This is a genomic window from Bradyrhizobium sp. 63_E2_N1_3 (genome assembly GCF_052076005.1).
Classification (GTDB): Bacteria; Pseudomonadota; Alphaproteobacteria; order Rhizobiales; family Xanthobacteraceae; genus Bradyrhizobium; species Bradyrhizobium barranii.
The window spans coordinates 1,646,961-1,664,312 of the sequence record NZ_CP197235.1; the positions used below are offsets into that span (position 1 = coordinate 1,646,961).

At 60.4% G+C, this 17,352-nt stretch carries 15 protein-coding genes and 1 pseudogene; 11 read left to right on the plus strand and 5 right to left on the minus strand.

The window, feature by feature from the left end; genetic code table 11:
- Positions 1–61: 61 nt before the first annotated feature.
- From AB7531_RS07660 to AB7531_RS07675, 4 genes and pseudogenes are all read right to left on the minus strand, one after another.
- Complete coding sequence (locus AB7531_RS07660) at positions 62–1,063, minus strand: autoinducer 2 ABC transporter substrate-binding protein (RefSeq protein ID WP_028150067.1); 1,002 nt, start codon at positions 1,061–1,063, stop codon at positions 62–64.
- Between the two features lie 286 nt (positions 1,064–1,349).
- A pseudogene (locus tag AB7531_RS07665) lies at positions 1,350–1,950 on the minus strand (transposase); the annotation flags it as partial.
- Positions 1,951–2,087: 137 nt separating this feature from the next.
- The gene (locus AB7531_RS07670; protein WP_063981230.1) at positions 2,088–2,510 is read right to left on the minus strand and encodes an SseB family protein; all 423 of its coding nucleotides are present in this window, start codon (positions 2,508–2,510) and stop codon (positions 2,088–2,090) included.
- 99 nt (positions 2,511–2,609) lie between these two features.
- Complete coding sequence (locus tag AB7531_RS07675) at positions 2,610–4,487, minus strand: sigma-54-dependent Fis family transcriptional regulator (protein WP_063986104.1); 1,878 nt, start codon at positions 4,485–4,487, stop codon at positions 2,610–2,612.
- Between the two features lie 336 nt (positions 4,488–4,823).
- Here AB7531_RS07675 and AB7531_RS07680 point away from each other — a divergent pair, with 336 nt between their 5' ends.
- The 10 genes from AB7531_RS07680 to AB7531_RS07725 all read left to right on the plus strand — a co-directional run bounded on the left by AB7531_RS07680 (position 4,824) and on the right by AB7531_RS07725 (position 14,741).
- Positions 4,824–5,867: an NAD(P)-dependent alcohol dehydrogenase gene (locus AB7531_RS07680; RefSeq protein ID WP_063981231.1), complete on the plus strand. Its 1,044-nt coding sequence runs from the start codon at positions 4,824–4,826 to the stop codon at positions 5,865–5,867.
- A 57-nt stretch (positions 5,868–5,924) separates the two neighbouring features.
- On the plus strand, positions 5,925–6,296 hold the full coding sequence (locus tag AB7531_RS07685; RefSeq protein ID WP_187387930.1) for a hypothetical protein: 372 nt from the start codon (positions 5,925–5,927) through the stop codon (positions 6,294–6,296).
- Complete coding sequence (locus AB7531_RS07690; RefSeq protein WP_283017538.1) at positions 6,293–6,562, plus strand: hypothetical protein; 270 nt, start codon at positions 6,293–6,295, stop codon at positions 6,560–6,562. The genes AB7531_RS07685 and AB7531_RS07690 overlap by 4 nt, the downstream gene beginning before the upstream one ends.
- A gap of 150 nt (positions 6,563–6,712) precedes the next feature.
- On the plus strand, positions 6,713–8,383 hold the full coding sequence (locus AB7531_RS07695; protein ID WP_028156528.1) for an aromatic/alkene/methane monooxygenase hydroxylase/oxygenase subunit alpha: 1,671 nt from the start codon (positions 6,713–6,715) through the stop codon (positions 8,381–8,383).
- Positions 8,384–8,488: 105 nt separating this feature from the next.
- Positions 8,489–9,529, plus strand: a complete 1,041-nt coding sequence (locus tag AB7531_RS07700; RefSeq protein WP_063986107.1) for a 2Fe-2S iron-sulfur cluster-binding protein — start codon at positions 8,489–8,491, stop codon at positions 9,527–9,529.
- A gap of 49 nt (positions 9,530–9,578) precedes the next feature.
- Entirely contained in the window at positions 9,579–10,682 is a 1,104-nt protein-coding gene (locus tag AB7531_RS07705) for an aromatic/alkene monooxygenase hydroxylase subunit beta (RefSeq protein ID WP_063981232.1), read from the plus strand.
- Between the two features lie 46 nt (positions 10,683–10,728).
- Positions 10,729–11,085 carry an MmoB/DmpM family protein gene (locus tag AB7531_RS07710; RefSeq protein WP_028150059.1) on the plus strand — a complete coding sequence of 119 codons (357 nt, stop codon included), beginning with the start codon at positions 10,729–10,731 and terminating at the stop codon, positions 11,083–11,085.
- A gap of 111 nt (positions 11,086–11,196) precedes the next feature.
- Positions 11,197–12,240, plus strand: a complete 1,044-nt coding sequence (locus tag AB7531_RS07715; RefSeq protein WP_063981233.1) for an amidohydrolase family protein — start codon at positions 11,197–11,199, stop codon at positions 12,238–12,240.
- A 5-nt stretch (positions 12,241–12,245) separates the two neighbouring features.
- Positions 12,246–13,034 (plus strand): metal-sulfur cluster assembly factor, encoded by a 789-nt coding sequence (locus AB7531_RS07720; protein ID WP_256376462.1) that lies wholly within the window; start codon positions 12,246–12,248, stop codon positions 13,032–13,034.
- 78 nt (positions 13,035–13,112) lie between these two features.
- Positions 13,113–14,741, plus strand: coding sequence for a molecular chaperone GroEL (locus AB7531_RS07725; protein ID WP_063981235.1), 1,629 nt, complete (start codon positions 13,113–13,115; stop codon positions 14,739–14,741).
- 94 nt (positions 14,742–14,835) lie between these two features.
- On the opposite strand, the gene AB7531_RS07730 is transcribed toward AB7531_RS07725, so the two are convergent.
- The gene (locus AB7531_RS07730; protein WP_063981236.1) at positions 14,836–16,761 is read right to left on the minus strand and encodes a sigma-54-dependent Fis family transcriptional regulator; all 1,926 of its coding nucleotides are present in this window, start codon (positions 16,759–16,761) and stop codon (positions 14,836–14,838) included.
- A 440-nt stretch (positions 16,762–17,201) separates the two neighbouring features.
- Between AB7531_RS07730 and AB7531_RS07735 the strand changes: the two genes are divergently transcribed.
- Positions 17,202–17,348 carry a hypothetical protein gene (locus AB7531_RS07735; protein WP_187388109.1) on the plus strand — a complete coding sequence of 49 codons (147 nt, stop codon included), beginning with the start codon at positions 17,202–17,204 and terminating at the stop codon, positions 17,346–17,348.
- The last annotated feature ends 4 nt before the right edge of the window (positions 17,349–17,352 follow it).

Genomic DNA, 17,352 nt, shown 5'->3' on the forward strand with positions numbered 1-17,352 from the left:
CGCATTCCCGGTCGGAAAGCCGGGAATGCAGCGCGACGAGGCGGCTGGGACCGGTGTAGTTCTAGAGTCCTCCGGCGATCAGTCCGTCGATGGTTTCTTTGTTGATCCGCATGATCTTGTCGACCTTGATCTGCTTGCCGGCCACATCGACCGCAGCCTTGCCGAGGCCGGGAACATCGACGCCATCCGTGATTGGCTTGCCATCAAGCACGAGCTTGGCAACTGCAACCATGGCGTAACCTGCATCGGTGGGATTCCACAGGAAACCTTCGCGGATGGTATCATCCGCGATGAGCGATTTCGCCTGGCTCGGCAGCACCGTGCCGACCACGGCGATCTTCTTGCCAAGGCGTTGCTGACGCACCGCATTGCCGGCCCCGATCGGCCCATTCGAGCCGAAGCCGAGAATGCCGCGCAGGTTCGGATAGGCCTTGATCACGTCAAGCGTCGTGCGCTGGCTGGTATCGATCTCGTCGGCGCCGGGGAAACGGTCGGCGACGAGCTTCATTTTCGGGAAATTCTTCTGCTGATAGGCAATCGCGGCGTCGGCCCATTTGTTGTGAAGCGGCGTCGTCAACGTCCCGACATAAACCACGTAATCGCCTTCGCCGCCCATGTCCTTGGCGAGACGCTCCATCTGCACTTCACCGAAGCGAACGGAATCGATCAATTCGACATTCCAGTCACGGCCTTCTTGTTCGGGGCCCTCATGGGTGATGACTTTGATGCCGGCCGCCTGGGCGCGCTTGAGCACCGGCTCGCACACTTTGACGTCCAGCGGCACCAAGCCGATCACGTTGACCTTTTTGGCGATCAGGTCATCGAGCAGCTTTACCTGTTGTGCCGGATCGACGTTCGCCGGTCCAACCATGGTGGCATTGATGCTGAAGTCCTTGGCGCCCTTCTGGATTCCCTTTTCAAGAGCGTTGAACCACGGAATGCCGGCGATCTTCACGACCGTGACCATTTCCTTTTGAGCCTGCGCAAAAGCAAACCCCGGAAAACCGGTACCGGCGATCGCCGCCGCACCACCAAGCATTTTGATTGTCTGGCGTCTGTCCATTGTTCCCTCCCAGGAAGCTATTTTTGGCCTCTGCTCCTTTACCCGGCACTCGCCTGGCGGAGCAGTTGGCCTTATTCTTGATTGGCGGCGAAAATTTCGCCTCCAGCCTCAGGACTTGCCTGGGGATTAGAGACCAACGCTACGAGAGGTGTCAAGCAAGCGACGTGTCAGCTAGCCCCGCCTGTGGCGATGTCCGGGCATGGCCGATTTTGTTGCAAAAGTCGGCTGTAACCGACGGATGTCTTTCGGCCATTCGGTAAGGCCGACCGGCTTTGATCCGCCGACCCTAACGCGCGAGGCGCCTCAGATTTTGAGCGATTGCAGCAAGAACAAACTCGTCCTGGGCGCCCGTGGGCCACGAAGCCGAAGCCGACCAAGCCTCAGGATGCGCTTGAAATGCGCAAACCGCATCTCGATCTTCTTGCGCTGACGTCGCGACGTCTCGAATCCCTCGGTGCCAGCGAACGACCGGGCGACGTCCCGGGCGTGCTCATGTATGTTGCGCGGGGATCCTGCGCGATGGTTCTTTTGGACAGCACTGCGGTTTAAGCGGGCATGCGTCGCAGTCGAGCTTGCTCGCACGATACAAAAGCGTTTTGCCCCCGTGCACGGTGCCGCTCGTCCCGAGCCGCTTTCCGGCCGGGGCAGTGGTAGACGTCGCCGGTCGGATCATATCGAAAGTCGCTGCGCGAGAAGGTACCGTCATCTCGCTTCGACTTGTCGAACACGGGGATATGTGGTGCGATGCCCTTCGCCTCGACCAGCCAGTTCAGCATCGGAGCAGCCCCGTAAGCGGTATCCCCGGCAAGCCGCTCCGGCTTGAGACCAAAGCGCTCCTCTGTTCATTCGATCATTGTCCTCGCCGCTCCGACCTCGGCCTGGCGAATTCCCATCCGCCCGGCTCGCCACGAGCCTTTGCGGGCACACTTCAGGAAATCAGGCAGATGGTCTAGTGAACTAATGTCGCTGCGCCGTTTTCGAAATAATTCCGCTTGGCCGACAGCATCTGGCAGGAAGTCTGCGCCTATCGCGCGGACTTAATCGGCATGTCAAAGATCTCGCCGCTCATGAGGAGAGCGATCTCGGCGGCGGGCAGTGGCTTCTGACATTCGGACAACGGATTGAGCCAGAAATTAGAGTCAGGCAACATTTCGAACAGATTGCGCGCAGCGGCGCCAAGGCACACCTCAGGCTGCTTTATATAGTCGTAGATGCGTTTCTTTGAGGTGAAGGTGGGGTGCCATCTCATGTTCTGGAAATCGACCGTTGCAACGTTGATCTCCTCCTGAAATTTGAGCGAGCGACGGCGTCCAGGTTTCATCGGCGCTTCCGGCGTCAGAATGTAGATCTCCGTCTCGAGCAACGCGCGATAGAACGCGGGAACGACGCTGGTGTCTCTTGCGGCAGCCTGCATCAGGGCTTCGAGACTGTTTTCCGGTTCAAACATGGCGACACTCCCAATTGAACCCGACGAGGGGCTGGACTTCAACGCCTCCAGTTACAGCGCAGATCGCGCGGTCGCCGCAGAGCCTTCGCCACGATTGTGCTAATCCTTGTTGCCGCGCAGGGCACGATAGATCGTATTGCGCGACACGCCCAGGCGGCGCGCGGTCTTGCTGATGTTGTTGCCCGTTTCCGCATACGCGGTCAGCACATGCGAGCGCTGAATCTCATGCAGATTGGCCTTGAGCCCACCACCCACCGCCTTGCCGGTCAAGCGCTCGCCGCCTGAATGTGCAAGTACGGACTCGACCGATGTCTCGTCGATCAGATCTCCGGGCTCGGCCAGCGACAATCGGGAAAGCACGTTGCGCAGTTCGCGGATGTTTCCATCCCAATCGAGTTCGGCCAAACGATCGATCGCCCCTGCGGTCAAATCCATCAAGGGATCGATCTTGTGGATCAAATGGCGTGCGATCTCGGCGAAATCGGAACGCTCGCGCAAAGGCGGTAACGTCACCTCCAGCGTGTTGAGACGAAACAGCAAATCGGATCGGAACCGGCCCTTCGCAATCGAGTCGTCGAGATTGGCATTGGTGGCAGACACCAGGAGAACGTCGACCTGACGTTTGGTGCCACCGACCGGCCGGACAGTCCAATCGTCCAGAAAGCGCAGCAGCACGGCCTGCAACGTCACCGGCATGTCGCCGATCTCGTCGAGGAAGAGCGTTCCGCCGTCCGCTTCCTTGAACAGTCCCGCCGCCCCGCCCTTTTTTGCTCCCGTGAAAGCGCCTTCGGCATAGCCGAACAGCTCCGCCTCGATCAGGCTGTCAGGGAGCGCTGCGCAATTTACCGGGACGAAAGCGCCGGCCCGTCCACTGGCAGTATGAGCATGGCGGGCGAGCTGCTCCTTGCCGGTGCCGGTTTCGCCACGGATCAGGATCGGCATCTTGCGGACCGCCGCGACTCCCACCCGTTGGACAACGGAAGCGATCGCCGGATCGGCGGAGACGAACTGGGTGAGGACGTCCTTGGGCGCCGACGGCCGAGGCCGCGAGATGGCTTGCATCATCGAGAACTGGCGCGCGTTCTCGATTGTTGCGACGAACTGGCTACCGACCTCGTCCTCGAGGCGCTGGCGTTCCTTGCGCCGGCCTTCATCGACAAAGGCGTTGAATTTCGTACGAAAGACGTCGGCGAAGCGACGACCCGGTGAGGCTGGCAGACCGTGCAGCAGGACGCTTGCGGCCCTGTTGGCTGCAAGGATCCTGCCCTCGTTGTCGACGGCCAGCAGGCCCGCGCTCAACGTATGCAGATACTCGCCGCGGTTATGGAAAGCGATCAGGATGTTTCCGCGGTGATGTTCACGGAACAGACCATTCTCGATCTGGGTTGCCGCCATCACGACGAGCGCCTGGGTATGCGCCTGCCTCGACATGCAGTCCGATGACGCGTCCAGTATTCCGGCCAGTTCGCCATCGGGCGCGAAGATTGGCGCCGCGATGCAAGTAAGATTGTTGTAGCGCGAGAAAAAGTGCTCGCCCCCGTGAACGACGATAGCCCGCTTGAGATACGCAGCGGTGCCGAGGCCGTTGGTACCGCAAATGGCTTCAGTCCAGATAGTGCCGGGCCGAATGCTCGCTGCGTTCGAGGCATCACTGAAGCTCGAGTCCGAGATGATGTCGAGCAGCAAGCCGTCGGCATTTGCAAAGGCGATCATGAAATTGGAGCCGGCAATCTGCTGATGCAGCGTGTGCATCTCCGCTAGCGCCAAGCCGCGAATCAGTGAACAGCGCTGCTGCTCCTGGCGCAAAACAGCGGCGCTCACTAATTCGGGCGAAGGAGGGCGCAATGTATCGAGACCAAGCGAAATGCAGCGCATCCAGCTGTCGTAGATATCGGCCGATAGAAGCTCTGCCGGCGGCGCGCCGCGCTGATCGAGCGTCATCCAAGCATTGTCCATGCGTCGGCTGGCGGTCAGCATCATAGCTCCTCCGGGAGTCGCGGCTTGGCGATTTCCTCTTGGTCGTAGCCCGGTTCGGGTCGTTCTCGCGCGTGGCGCGGTTCTCACGATCATAGATCAAACAATCAAAAATCCAAATTTCTGCTCACCCGCTGTCGCAGCCGTCGAACTGTTCCGTCTCGGAACAGTCGCTCGCAAAATCTGCTCCGAGGCGGATCGGCGCGAGCACTCCCGAGATCGCAAGAACAATAGAAAGATCAGGCCGTTGTGCGCGTGGCACAGCCCTTGCTCAACTGTTCAGCGGGATGGCGATCGCGTCAGATCGACAGAATAAGAATTTTGCCGGGGAGGCGTTTAATGAAAGCGGCGGTGCTTCATGAGTTCGACGAGAAGCTGACGGCCAAGGAGTTCGTCAAGTTCGATGACGTAACTGACCCGAAGATCTCGCGCCCGATGGACGTGATCGTGCGCATCGGTGGTGCCGGCGTCTGTCGCACCGATCTGCACATCGTTGAGGGCATTTGGCGCAGCAAGGTCGACGTCAAGCTTCCATACATCATGGGCCACGAGAACGCCGGTTGGGTCGAAGCGATCGGCCCGGGTGTCGAAGGGATCAAGGTTGGCGACAGCGTAATTTGTCATCCGCTGGTGACCAGCGGGCATTGTCTCGCGTGCCGGCGCGGCGACGACATGCATGCGCTGGACAGCTCGTTTCCCGGCATCAACGCCAATGGCGGCTATGCGCAGTATCTGCTGACGGGACTGCGCTCCCTGATCAAGCTGCCGAAGTCGCTCGCACCGAAGGATGTTGCTCCCTACACCGATGCCGGGCTGACGGCTTATCGCGCCGCGAAGAAGGCATCCCGTCATCTGTTGCCCGGCGAATATGTCGCGGTGATCGGCGCCGGTGGGCTGGGCCATATCGGCATCCAGGTTCTCGCCGCGCTCTGCGCGGCGGAAATCATCGTCGTCGATCGCGCCGAACAGTCTCTCGAACTCGCCAAGAAGTGCGGTGCACATCATGTCGTGAAGGCAGACGGCAACGAAGTCGAGGCGGTGCTGGCGCTGACCGACGGGCGCGGCGCGGAGGCCGTGATCGATTTTGTTGGCGAGGGTGACGCTATCGCCAAGGGCCTGTCGATGACAGCGAACGCCGGCTACTACTACATCGTCGGGTACGGTGGGAAGATCGATATCCCGACCATCGACATGATCACATCGGAAAAGACCATCGTCGGCAACCTGGTCGGCACATACGCCGAGCTGGTGGAGCTGATGGCGCTCGCGGATCGCGGCCTCGTCGAACTCCACACCAAGGAATACAGGCTGAGCCAGGCCAATGACGCGCTTCATGATCTGCATCATGGACGCATTCATGGCCGTGCGGTCCTGATCCCGTAGGGCATGTGCCGCGACATGCAAAGCCTCGGTCCAGATCATCGAACGAGAGTGGCGCGAGTGACAAAGGACAGCCGATGCCGGCCACCGATCACCGCCGAGGAAGCCGCTGAATTGCAGCGCGCCCGCGATCGGATGATTGCCCGGGACAGGCTGATCGACGAGATGGTCGATAACAACGAGATGCAAGTCAAGAATGAGTACGCGCGCGGCGGAGCCGAAATCGAATTCGCGTGCGCCGTGCGTAGCGCGGCGCGCGCCGACGCCGGAAGCGACGCGCATGCTGAACTGGAGCGAGCGATCGCGCGCCTGGAGATGCTCCGGGAGGAGCATCGACGCCTGGTGGCCGAGCGTGAATGGCTCGACACGTCCCTGCTGGAGATCGACAACGGTCCTTCGTCCGGCGACCACCAACGTTCGGGGCACGCATGATGAGCAGGAACAACGCAACCATGATTGCATCAAAGCAACAGGCACAAATGCCGTCTCCGCAACCGGACATGAGCGAGGAAGCCGGGTCGAAAGACGCCTTCTTCATTCAGCTGGCCGAGATCGCGGAGGCCATGATCGCCGCGCACGGCAGGGATTTCGCTACTGGTGCGTTGGTCCTCTCGGCGAAATTCGTTGCCGAAGGCAAACCTCTCATCAAACGAGCCAACGGAGGTGACGAGACCGTCAGCGCCGAGAAATCGGGCTGACGCGAAACGACGAGTCAGCAGATCAATCAATCCATTTAACGGACTTAAAGTGTGTTTTGCGGCGGAGAATTTCAACAACGCGATCCAGGGGTTTGACCCGGAACCGAAGCGAGAATGCCGAAGATAACGCAACGTTCAAAGGAGCTGGAAATGTCTGCAAGTCTGACACTGAACAAGATCACCGCGCAGAAGGGGATCAGCATCGCTGAAGCGGCCAACCGCGTCGCGGACCTTGGTTGGACGCCAAGCTACGTGCAGGAGGCGATGACGTTCCCGACCGACTACAAGATCTCGAAGACACCGCGCGACCCGATGAAGCAGGTCCTGCGGTCATACTTCCCGATGCAGGAAGAGAAAGACAACCGCGTCTATGGCGCGCTGGATGCGGCGTTGCGCGGCGACATGTTCCGCAATGTCGAGCCGCGATGGGTCGAGTGGATGAAGCTGTTCCTGGCGATCATCCCGTTCCCGGAGATCTCGGCGGCGCGTTCGATGGCGATGGTCGGGCGGTTGGCGCCCGGCGAGGAATTGCGCACCGGATTCACCATGCAGATGGTCGACGAGTTCCGGCACTCGACGATCCAGATGAACCTCAAGAAGTGGTACATGGAGAATTACATCGATCCAGCCGGGTTCGATATCACGGAAGCCGCGTTCGGCAAATGCTATGCGACCACGATCGGCCGCCAGTTCGCCGAGGGCTTCCTGACCGGTGACGCAATCACCGCGGCCAACGTCTATCTGACGGTCGTCGCGGAAACCGCCTTCACCAATACTCTGTTCGTGGCGATGCCGTCGGAAGCGGCGCGCAACGGCGACTATGCATTGCCAACCGTGTTCCTGTCGGTCCAGTCGGACGAATCCCGTCATATCGGCAACGGTCACTCGATGCTGATGGCGATGATCAACGATCCGTCGAACCACCAGCTGCTGGAGCGCGATCTGAAATACGCCTTCTGGCAGAATCACGCGATTGTCGATGCCGCGATCGGGACGTTCATCGAGTACGGCACGACCAACCGCGACAAGAACAAGGAGTCCTACGCCGAGCTCTGGCATCGCTGGATCTACGAAGACTATTACCGGACCTACATGCTGCCGCTCGAGAAGTACGGCATCAAGATCCATCACGATGACGTCGCCGCCGCCTGGGATCGGATCGTCAAGAAGAACTATGTCCACAAGACCGCGCAGTTCTTCACGGTCGGATGGTCGGTGAACTTCTGGCGGATCGAGGCCCAGACCGAGCGTGATTTCGAGTGGTTCGAGCACAAATATCCGGGTTGGTACGCCGAATTCGGCGATTTCTGGAAATGGCACGCCAAGCTCAGCGTGCCCGGCGAGACCAACATCCTCTTCAACAGCGAGGTGGGCTATTCATACCCGCATCGCTGCTGGAGCTGCATGGTCCCTTGCCTGATCCGCGAGGACTTCGTCTGCGACGAGGTCGACGGCAAGATCTACACTTACTGCTCCGAAGGTTGCCGTTGGACCCACAAGGTGGCGTTCGCCGCGGAATACGAGGGCCGCGCGACGCCGGCAATGGGCCGCTTCAGCGGTCGCCGTGAATGGGAGGACTGCTATCACGGCTGGGACGTCGCCGACGCGATCAAGGATCTCGGTTTTGTCCGGCCCGACGGCAAGACCATGATCGCGCAACCCCATCTGCGCTTCGACTCCAAGGACATGTGGACGCTCGATCACGTGCGCGGACACACGCTTGGTAGTCCGTTGCGTGGCTTCAGAGCGCTTTCGCCGATCGAGCGCGAGGTGGCGACGGCCGAATACCGTAAGGGCTTCAAGATCAATCCCTGCCACTAAGCAGATGATGAGGGGGAGGGGCCGCCTTTGGCGGCCCCTCTTGCCGGGACCGGCAACGGTTTGCCGATCGTTCTGTACAACTGCCACGACGACAGGGCCGGGATCATGACGGACGTGCGGGTTCACATGGTTCGTTTCGAACCAGTGGGTATCGAGATGGAAGTGGAAGAGGGCGAGACCGTCCTGGATGCCGCGTTTCGTCAGGGCATCTCGCTGATGCATGGCTGCAAGGAAGGTCAGTGCGGCAGCTGCAAATCAAAGCTGGTCGAGGGGGACATCGAGCTTCTGAAATACTCGACCTTCGCCCTGCCGGACTACGAGAGCGAGACCGGCCACATCCTGCTGTGCCGGACGCATGTCTACAGCGACATCAGTGTTGAATTGCTCAACTATGACGAAGACCTGCTCAGCCGTTCGATCGCGGTGAAGGCATTTTCCGGCCGCGTGGCAGGGATTAGCGCGCTGACGTCAGACATCAGATTGCTGGAGATCGAGATCGAGAGGCCGATGAAGTTCTGGGCCGGCCAGTACGTCGATCTGACGCTTCAGGATGGCACCATCACCCGCGCCTTTTCGATGGCGAACCCGCCCGGAGAAGGCATCAATCTCCGCTTCATCATCAAGAAATATCCGAACGGGGCGTTTTCGTCCCAGCTTGATGGGAAGTTGGCCGTCGGCGACGCCGTGATCGCCAAGGGGCCGTATGGCACCTGCTTCCGGCGCGAAGAACGTCCGGGGCCGATGCTGCTGATCGGCGGCGGCTCGGGCATGTCGCCGTTGTGGTCGATCCTGGCCGATCACATCGGGAGTGGCGAGCAGAGACCGGTCCGGTTTTTCTACGGAGCGCGTACCCGCGCCGACTTGTTCTACCTCGATGAACTCGCGGCCATCGCGGCGCGGCTGAACGATTTCAAATTCGTGCCGGCACTGTCGCATGCGGAGACGGGTGACGGCTGGGACGGCGAGACCGGACTGATCCACGAGGTCGTGCTGCGCCATCTGCGCGAGGAGAAGCTGAGCGGCGCCATCGACGCCTACGCGTGCGGGCCGACGCCGATGATCGACGCCGTATTGCCCGTGCTGCAAATGAACGGCGTCGAGCCGGACCACATCTATTTCGACAAGTTTACGCCGGCGGTGCGATGACGGCGTTCGAGGTTCGTCGCAGAACAGAATGGCAGAAAGGGAGTAAGCAATGAGCGCGCAAACGAGCAGAGCAGCAGCGACCAAGCCTGCGGCAATCGTCAAATCCGGAGCCGCGGGGGCCGCGGTTTTCCCGGGCTCCGACAGCCGCAAATACAACTACTTCGAACCGAAGGGGCGCAAGGCGACCCATTACGAAGACATGACGGTCGATGTTCAACCCGATCCGGAGCGCTATCTGCTGCAGGATTGGATCATCTCATTCCCTGACGGAACGCCGACCTACTCCAAGGACTGGACGGCGGCAAAAAGCTCCAACTGGCACAAATTCCGGGCTGTCGACCAGGAGTGGGAGCGTACCCATTACCAGCGCCAGTCGACGATCTGCGGCATGGTGCAGAACACCATCGAGAATGGCCGGAAATCGGGCGCGCCGACCCGCTTCGATCCCGCCTGGGTGAAGATATTGCAGAACCATCTCGGAGCCTACAAGCATGCCGAGTTCGGTCTCGGCACCTCGACGATGCAGGCGCAGCGTTACGGCTACACGCAGATGGTCAACAATGCGATCTTGACCAACTCGTCCTACAAGCTTCGCTTCGCGCAGGACATCACTCTTTATCTGAGCGAAATCGGCCTCGACCTTCCAGGCTTCGACATTGCCGCCGGCAAGAAGCACTGGCTGGAAGATCCGATCTGGCAAGGCGTGCGCAAGTCGGTTGAATCAGTGATGGGTTCAAACGACTATCTCGAGCAATATTTTGCGACCAATGCGGTGTTCGAGCCGCTGGTCGGCGAACTCTTCCGCTCAGGCTTCCTGATGCAGGCGGCGTCTGCGCAGAACGACTTCATCACTCCGGCTGTCGTCTCCGCTGCGGAAGCCGACTATGAGCGCAATCTCGCCAACACCGTCGAGCTGTTCCACATCCTCGGCACTGATCCGACCTTCGGGGCGCAGAACCTTGCGTTGTTCAACAAATGGTTGGCCAATCATGCCGATCTCGCGCTCGATGCCGCCAATCATTTGCAGCCCATCTGGTCGCAGCCTCGGGTCAAGGTCGCGGCTTTCGCCGATGCCATGGCACACGCGAAGAATCGTATCAGGGGTATCGCCGCCGAGCTTGGCCTGACGGTTCCGGCCGGACTGGCGTCGTAATCGGCATCGCTTCACGCCCTCACACTCAATCCTTCTGGAGACCGACATGCTGCACGAGAATGACAACATCTTCAAATCGATGAAAGACATCACGTTCGAGGACACGGTGTCGCATCAATGCGGAGTGACAATGAACGATAGCGTCGAGGCGCGCGCTATCGCCGAAGTCATGAGCCGTCATGAACACATCAAGGTGACCTACATGCCGGCGATGATCCGTATCGATGGCGACGGCAAGATGGAATTCAAGATGGATGAGATTTCCGAGGAGTTGGGCCGCGTCATGACCCCGCATCTCTTCGAGATTTCAACCTCGACGCATTACGGCCGCATGGTCATGACGGATGACAACACCGTCATGCTGTTCGGCGACATGAACGAGATGATGAAATACATCGTTTAATGATCGCCAGCGAACCAGCCTGGCCGGCACCAGAGCCGGCCGGGCTCATTTCGACGACATCAATCGCGCCTCACAACAATACGCAATATCCAGCGGAGCGGGAGTAACGCCATGTACAGGACGGCCAAGGGTGAAGAGATTTTTGTCATCGATGGGCATACGCATTTCTGGGATGGTAGCCCGGCCAACCAGAAGAACATCCACGGCAAGCAGTTCATCGACTGCTTCTACGCCTATCACTCGAATCTGAGCCCACCGTCGGAGAAATGGGAGAAGGAGAAGTTCGAGAAGTACGACGCCAAGACGATGTTCGACGACCTGTTCGTCACCGGTTACGACGACATGGCGATCCTGCAGCCGACCTATCTCACCGACTTCTACAAGAACGGCTTCAATACCACCGAACGAAACTCGGCGATGAAGAAAAACCATCCGGACCGCTTCATCCTGAACGGCGCCTTTGACCCGCGTGACGGTACCAAGGGAATCGAAGACCTTCATGCGCTCGCCGAGAAGCACAAGCTGAAGGGTGTCAAGCTTTACACCGCCGAATGGCGTGGCGAGTCGAAGGGCTACAAGCTCACCGACAAGGCGTCCTACCAGTATCTCGAGGCGGCGCAGAAGCTCGGGATCAAGAACATCCACGTCCACAAGGGGCCAACGATCATCCCGTTGAACCGGGATGCGTTCGATGTCGCCGATATCGATGACGTCGCCACCTCGTTCCAGGATTTGAACTTCATCGTCGAGCATTGTGGCTTGCCGCGCCTTGACGACTTCTGCTGGATCGCGACCCAGGAAACCAATGTCTATGCCGGCCTCGCGGTGGCGTTGCCCTTCATCCATTCGCGGCCGGGGTACTTCGCCCACGTCATTTCCGAACTGCTATTCTGGGTCGGACCGGACAAGATCCTTTACGGCAGCGATTATGGCATCTGGACGCCGAAATGGCTGATCGACAAGTTCATGGCATTTGAAATTCCGGCCGACGTCACCAAGGAGACCGGTTCGGTGCTGTCGATGGAGACGAAAATCAAGATCCTTGGTCTCAATGCCGCGCGTATCTACGGCATCGATGTCGAAGCGCAGAAGAAGAAGATCCAGGCGGGCGGCGGTTATGCCTACTTGCCCGAAGCTGTTCACGCGCCGAGGTGATGGCCATGAAGCGTGGCGTTGAGGGGAGGGAGCGGCCGAGAAGCCATTCGTCAGATGACAGGCAGGCGCAGATATGGGCCTGCCTGCGAGACGTGATGGACCCGGAACTCGACGAGTCCGTCATCGACCTGAATTTCGTGACCAGGGCCGATGTCGACGCGAAGGATCGGGTCCACATCGAGTTCCGCTTGCCGACCTATTGGTGCGCTGCCAACTTTTCGTTCCTGATGGCGGACGACATGCGCCGGTCCATCAGCGCGTTGGACTGGGTCAAGGGCGTCAGCGTGGTCTTGGGTGAGCACATGTATGCCGACAAGATTAATGCGGGCCTCGCGCAGGGGCGCTCGTTCCAGGAAACGTTCGGCGCCGAGGCCGATGGCAGCCTCGATGATCTGCGTCAGACATTCCTCGTCAAGGCGTTCCAGCGCCGGCAGGTTGCGCTACTCAGTCACCTCGTCGCGCTGGGGCAATCGGCGGCAGAGATCGTGAGCCTGACGTTGACGGAGCTCGGTTGCCTGCCGCTCGACGATGCAGGTGAGACGCTGATTCAGCGCTATCTCGAGCGACGTGCCGTCGTAGGTCCGGCAAGCGGTGGTGAACCCGCCTTTGTCGATGCGAACGGAGCGCGGCTGAAAGCCGACGGCCTTGCCGCATACCTGTCGAATCTACGGCGCGTGGGCATCAATGCTGAATTCAACGGCGCACTGTGCCGCGGCCTGCTTGCCGCGCGGTTCGACCTCGACACACCGTTCGTACCGAAATCGAGGACGATGCCGGCGTCGCCGGGCACGTAACAGGTGCCGTGATGCGGGTGCGCAGCATCGATAACAAGTCCAGACCAGACGACCTCAAGGCAAAGTCGGGGATATAGAATGCCGAAGATCATGTTGCACGATGAAGCTGCGCGGGCCGCGCTGGGCCGGGGCGTCGCCAAGCTCGCCAAGGCGGTACGCGGAACGCTGGGTCCGAGGGGCATGAACGCGATCATGGACCGACCGATCGGCACACCGATCGTGTCGCGCGATGGCGTCAGCATTGCCAGCGAAATCGAACTTGAATGCCCGTTTGAGAATATGGGCGCGCAGGTGTTGCGTGAGGTTTCAGCGCGAACCAATGAGGTAGCCGGGGACGGCACCACCACGGCCACCGTGCTGGCCGATGTTCTTGTGCAGGAAGGCCTGAAATGTTTAGCGGCCGGCGCCAATCCGGTCGAGCTGGTTCAAGGGCTGGAGCTGGCGGTTAGTGAGACCATCACGGCGTTACGACGGTCGGCGAGACCGCTGCAGGGGTCTGCTGGCCTGCGGGCTGTTGCGAGCATTGCCGCCAACGACACAGCGCTTGGCGATATGGTCGGCGAAGCCTTCGAACGTGCCGGCAATCACGGAATCGTCGCGGTGGAATTTGGCAACACGGTCGAGACGACGCTGGAAATCGTTGAAGGCATGGCCTTCGATCGCGGCTATCTTTCACATCATATGGTCACCGATGTCGAGAAAATGCAGGTGGTTCTCGACAGTCCGTTCATCGTCATGACCGATCTCAAGATCCAGACCGGGGAGCAACTGGCTGGTGTGATCTCGCTCATCGAAAAGAGCGGGCGACCTTTGCTGATCATCGCCGAGGAAGTGGCGCCATCTGTCATCATGCAATTGCTGGCGCGTCGGGAGAAATCCAATTTCAAGGTTGCCGCGATTCATCCGCCGGAGTTCGGCCATTGGCGCAAGGCGATGCTCGAGGATATCGCGATCGCGACCGGAGGGCGCGTTATCTCGGCCGATCTCGGCGGGAGGCTCGAGAAGGTGGAGCTGCACGACCTCGGGTCCGCGCGCCAAGTGCGCATTTCCGCCTCGAAGACCCTGATCACGGCGGGAGGTGGCGATCAGAAGGCCATCGCGGCGCGACGCGAGCAGGTGTTGCGCCAATACGATGTCGCTCCCGAAAATATTGAGCGCGACAAGTTCCAGGAGCGCATCGCAAAACTGTCCGGCGGCACAGCGATGATTCTTGCCGGCGGCGCGACGCCGGTCGAGCAAAAACGCCGGACCCAGTTGATCGAGGATGCGATCAACGCGACCCGCGCCGCGATCGAAGAAGGCATTGTGCCGGGCGGCGGAGTGGCTTTGCTCAGGATCGCTGCAAGGCTCGACGAATTGATCAACCGTCTGGACGGAGGCGCCAGGCAGGGCGCCGAGCTGCTGCAGCGCGCGCTCAGTCGGCCTCTTTTCTACATTGCCGCCAATGCCGGTCTGAATGGAGAGGCGGAAGTTGCGAGAATTGCCAAGGCCACGAATGGCTACGGGCTCGACGTGCGCAATGGCTCGGCGGTCGATCTTGTCGAAGCTGGCATCATCGACCCGGTCAAGGTTTGCTACAGCGCGGTTCGCAATGCGGCATCGGTGGCCGGACTGATCCTGACGACTCAGACCTTGATCGCCAAGAAGCCGGATGACTACGATCCGACCGCTGGCCCGGCCCGGGGTGGTGGAGCTGAGCTGCTTTGAGCGGAGCCGATCATCGGTTCGAAGCGACCGCGCTCCGTCCATAGTAGGGCATGCTGCGATACTCGTAGCATCGGCGATTCGAGGCACTATGGCATCACTCGGGCTTCTTCTGCCCCAGTGCGCGATAGATGGTGTTTCTTGAGACGCCGAGGCGTCGCGCGGTTTCGCTGACGTTTCCGGCGGTCTCGGCATACACCACAAGGATTCGCGCGCGGTGGATGTCGTGGAGCGATCCGGACTCCGCTCCGGGGTGTTGAACGATGCTCTCCGCGCTGGCTTCGCTGATAGAGCCGTCCGCAGCGGCAAGGGTGAATCGCGCCAGGACGTTGCGGAGCTCGCGGACGTTGCCAGGCCAGGGACGTGCGGCGAGATGCGCAATGTCCGTCCGCGTGATTTCGCAATTCGGGTCGATCGCATTGAGCAGATGGCGAACGATGGCATCAAAGTCGTTGCGATCCCGGAGCGGTGGCAGGTTGACCTCGAGCGTATTGAGACGATAGAGCAGGTCGGATCGGAACCGGGCTTCGGCGATGGCCTTGTCCAACCTGGCATTGGTGGCGGAGATGAGAAAGACATCGACCTTCGATCTGACGCCGCCGACGGGGCGCACGGTCCAGTCGTCGAGCAGGCGCAGAAGCACCGCCTGCAGCGCGACGGGCATGTCGCCGATCTCGTCAAGGAACAGCGTGCCGCCGTCGGCCTCCTTGACCAGTCCAATCGCGCCGCCGCGCCGCGCCCCGGTGAATGCTCCGGCGGCATAGCCAAACAGCTCGCTCTCGATCAGACTTTCCGGCAGGGCGGCGCAATTCACTGGAACGAACGCGCCGGTCCGCCCACTCGCCATATGGGCGTGGCGGGCAAGCTGTTCCTTGCCGGTTCCGGTCTCGCCTCGGATGAGGATGGGCATCTTGCGTGCTGCCGCGGTCTCGACTTGACGGACGATGGCTCGGACCGCGGGGTCGTCCGCAACGAAGCCGGCGGCCATGCTCTGAAGAGACCGTGGTTCCGGCTTTGAATCCTTTCGGGCAGATGATGAGCTCGCGGTCTCGCGACCGTCAGATTCGGATCTCGATTTATGGACGTCGCGATGCGTGGTCAACTGCCGTCGTCGCGCATGCAGCACCACGATGGCGCCGATGCCGGAGCGTTCGTTCTCGACGAAGTTGAAGCTCGCGTTCGGAAGCAGCTCCTTCAACCTGCTCGGCCACTCATCGAAGGGAACCGTCTTCAAAAAGCGGGTTGGCGCGTCGTTGTAAATGCCGTGGCGATCATGCTGGAGTGCGTTCAGAGCACGCTCGGTGGCGTGGAGGATCGTGCCACGACGATCGAGCACGATGCATTCATCGTTCGCCCATTGCGATCTCCTGCCGAGAAAGCGGCACAGCAACTCCTCGTGTTCCTGTCGGACCGATTGGGCCAGAACGCTTTCCACGTGATGGCCGACCGCGACGGCCAAAGCCAGGCTCTGCGGATTGAAGGTGCTTGCAGGACCCGAGATGTCGACCACGCCAAGCAGTTCGCCATCGGTCGGGTCATGAACCGGGACGGCAGCGCAAGTCCACCGCTGCACCTCCGAGCAGAAATGCTCTGTACCGTGAATTTGGACAGGTTTCGATTCCGCTATCGCGGCGCCAATCGCGTTGGTGCCGATGTCGGCCTCGCTCCAGCGTCCTCCGTGTTCGAGATGGACTGCGCGGCCGGCGTCGATGACCCTGTCGTCGCCCTGCGTATCGATGATCAGCCCACTCGGATCGGTGAGGATCATGATTGAGTTTGCATCGCGCAGAAATGTTTTTGAGTTCTCGAGAGCGCAGCGGGCGGCATGACGGAGCGAGGCGTATTTGGAGCGATGACGAAACAACTCGGCGTCCGCGACCAGCGGCGCTCGCGCACGGTCGACGGTGACGTGATGGTTCCTGGATCGCTGCCACGACGCTGCGACCGATGATCTCAAGTCGGATGACAACGCTCCGCGCTCGACGAACTTCTCCCACGCCGCCAGCACTTCTCGTTGGTCCATCCCGGCTCCTCCGACGTGAAAGGTGCTGGACCCGCTCATGACGGGCCCTGCGATCATTCACCTGAATGCGGGGGAGTGCCTGCCGCAACTGCCGGTTCGCTCACGTAAAGTCCGACGGTAAGACCCTTCCCGGCCGCCGTGACGGCCGTCTGAATCGGATTCCATATCCGTCGCACCCGCCGTGAAGACGACCGCGCCTTCCGATCAAGCAACCCCTTCAGCGTTCCACGTCCCGAACGTCCCAGGCCTTTCTCTCAAGCCCGTTGACCGGATCAGCCTATACATTTTGAATGGTTCTAGCAAAGGTAGCGATCGAAGTTCCGCTGGGCCGCGGCTCGATCTGTTCGAAAGTCCGGGCTAGGCGCGCTGTAGTGCGGCGCAGCATCAGGGAATTGGGCGGCGCGCGCTAGTATCTTCGGTCATCCGCATGGGCCGCAGCTATGGACATCGGGGTGATTCACTTCCTGAAGAACGTGATGATGGCGGGCGGACTGCTCCAGATCGCGGCTTTCGGTGCGGGCGCTCTCAGCATCGACAACCGCGCGAAGAATACGGCGCCCTACACCGAAGCCGCCGTCACCAGCTAGGCTG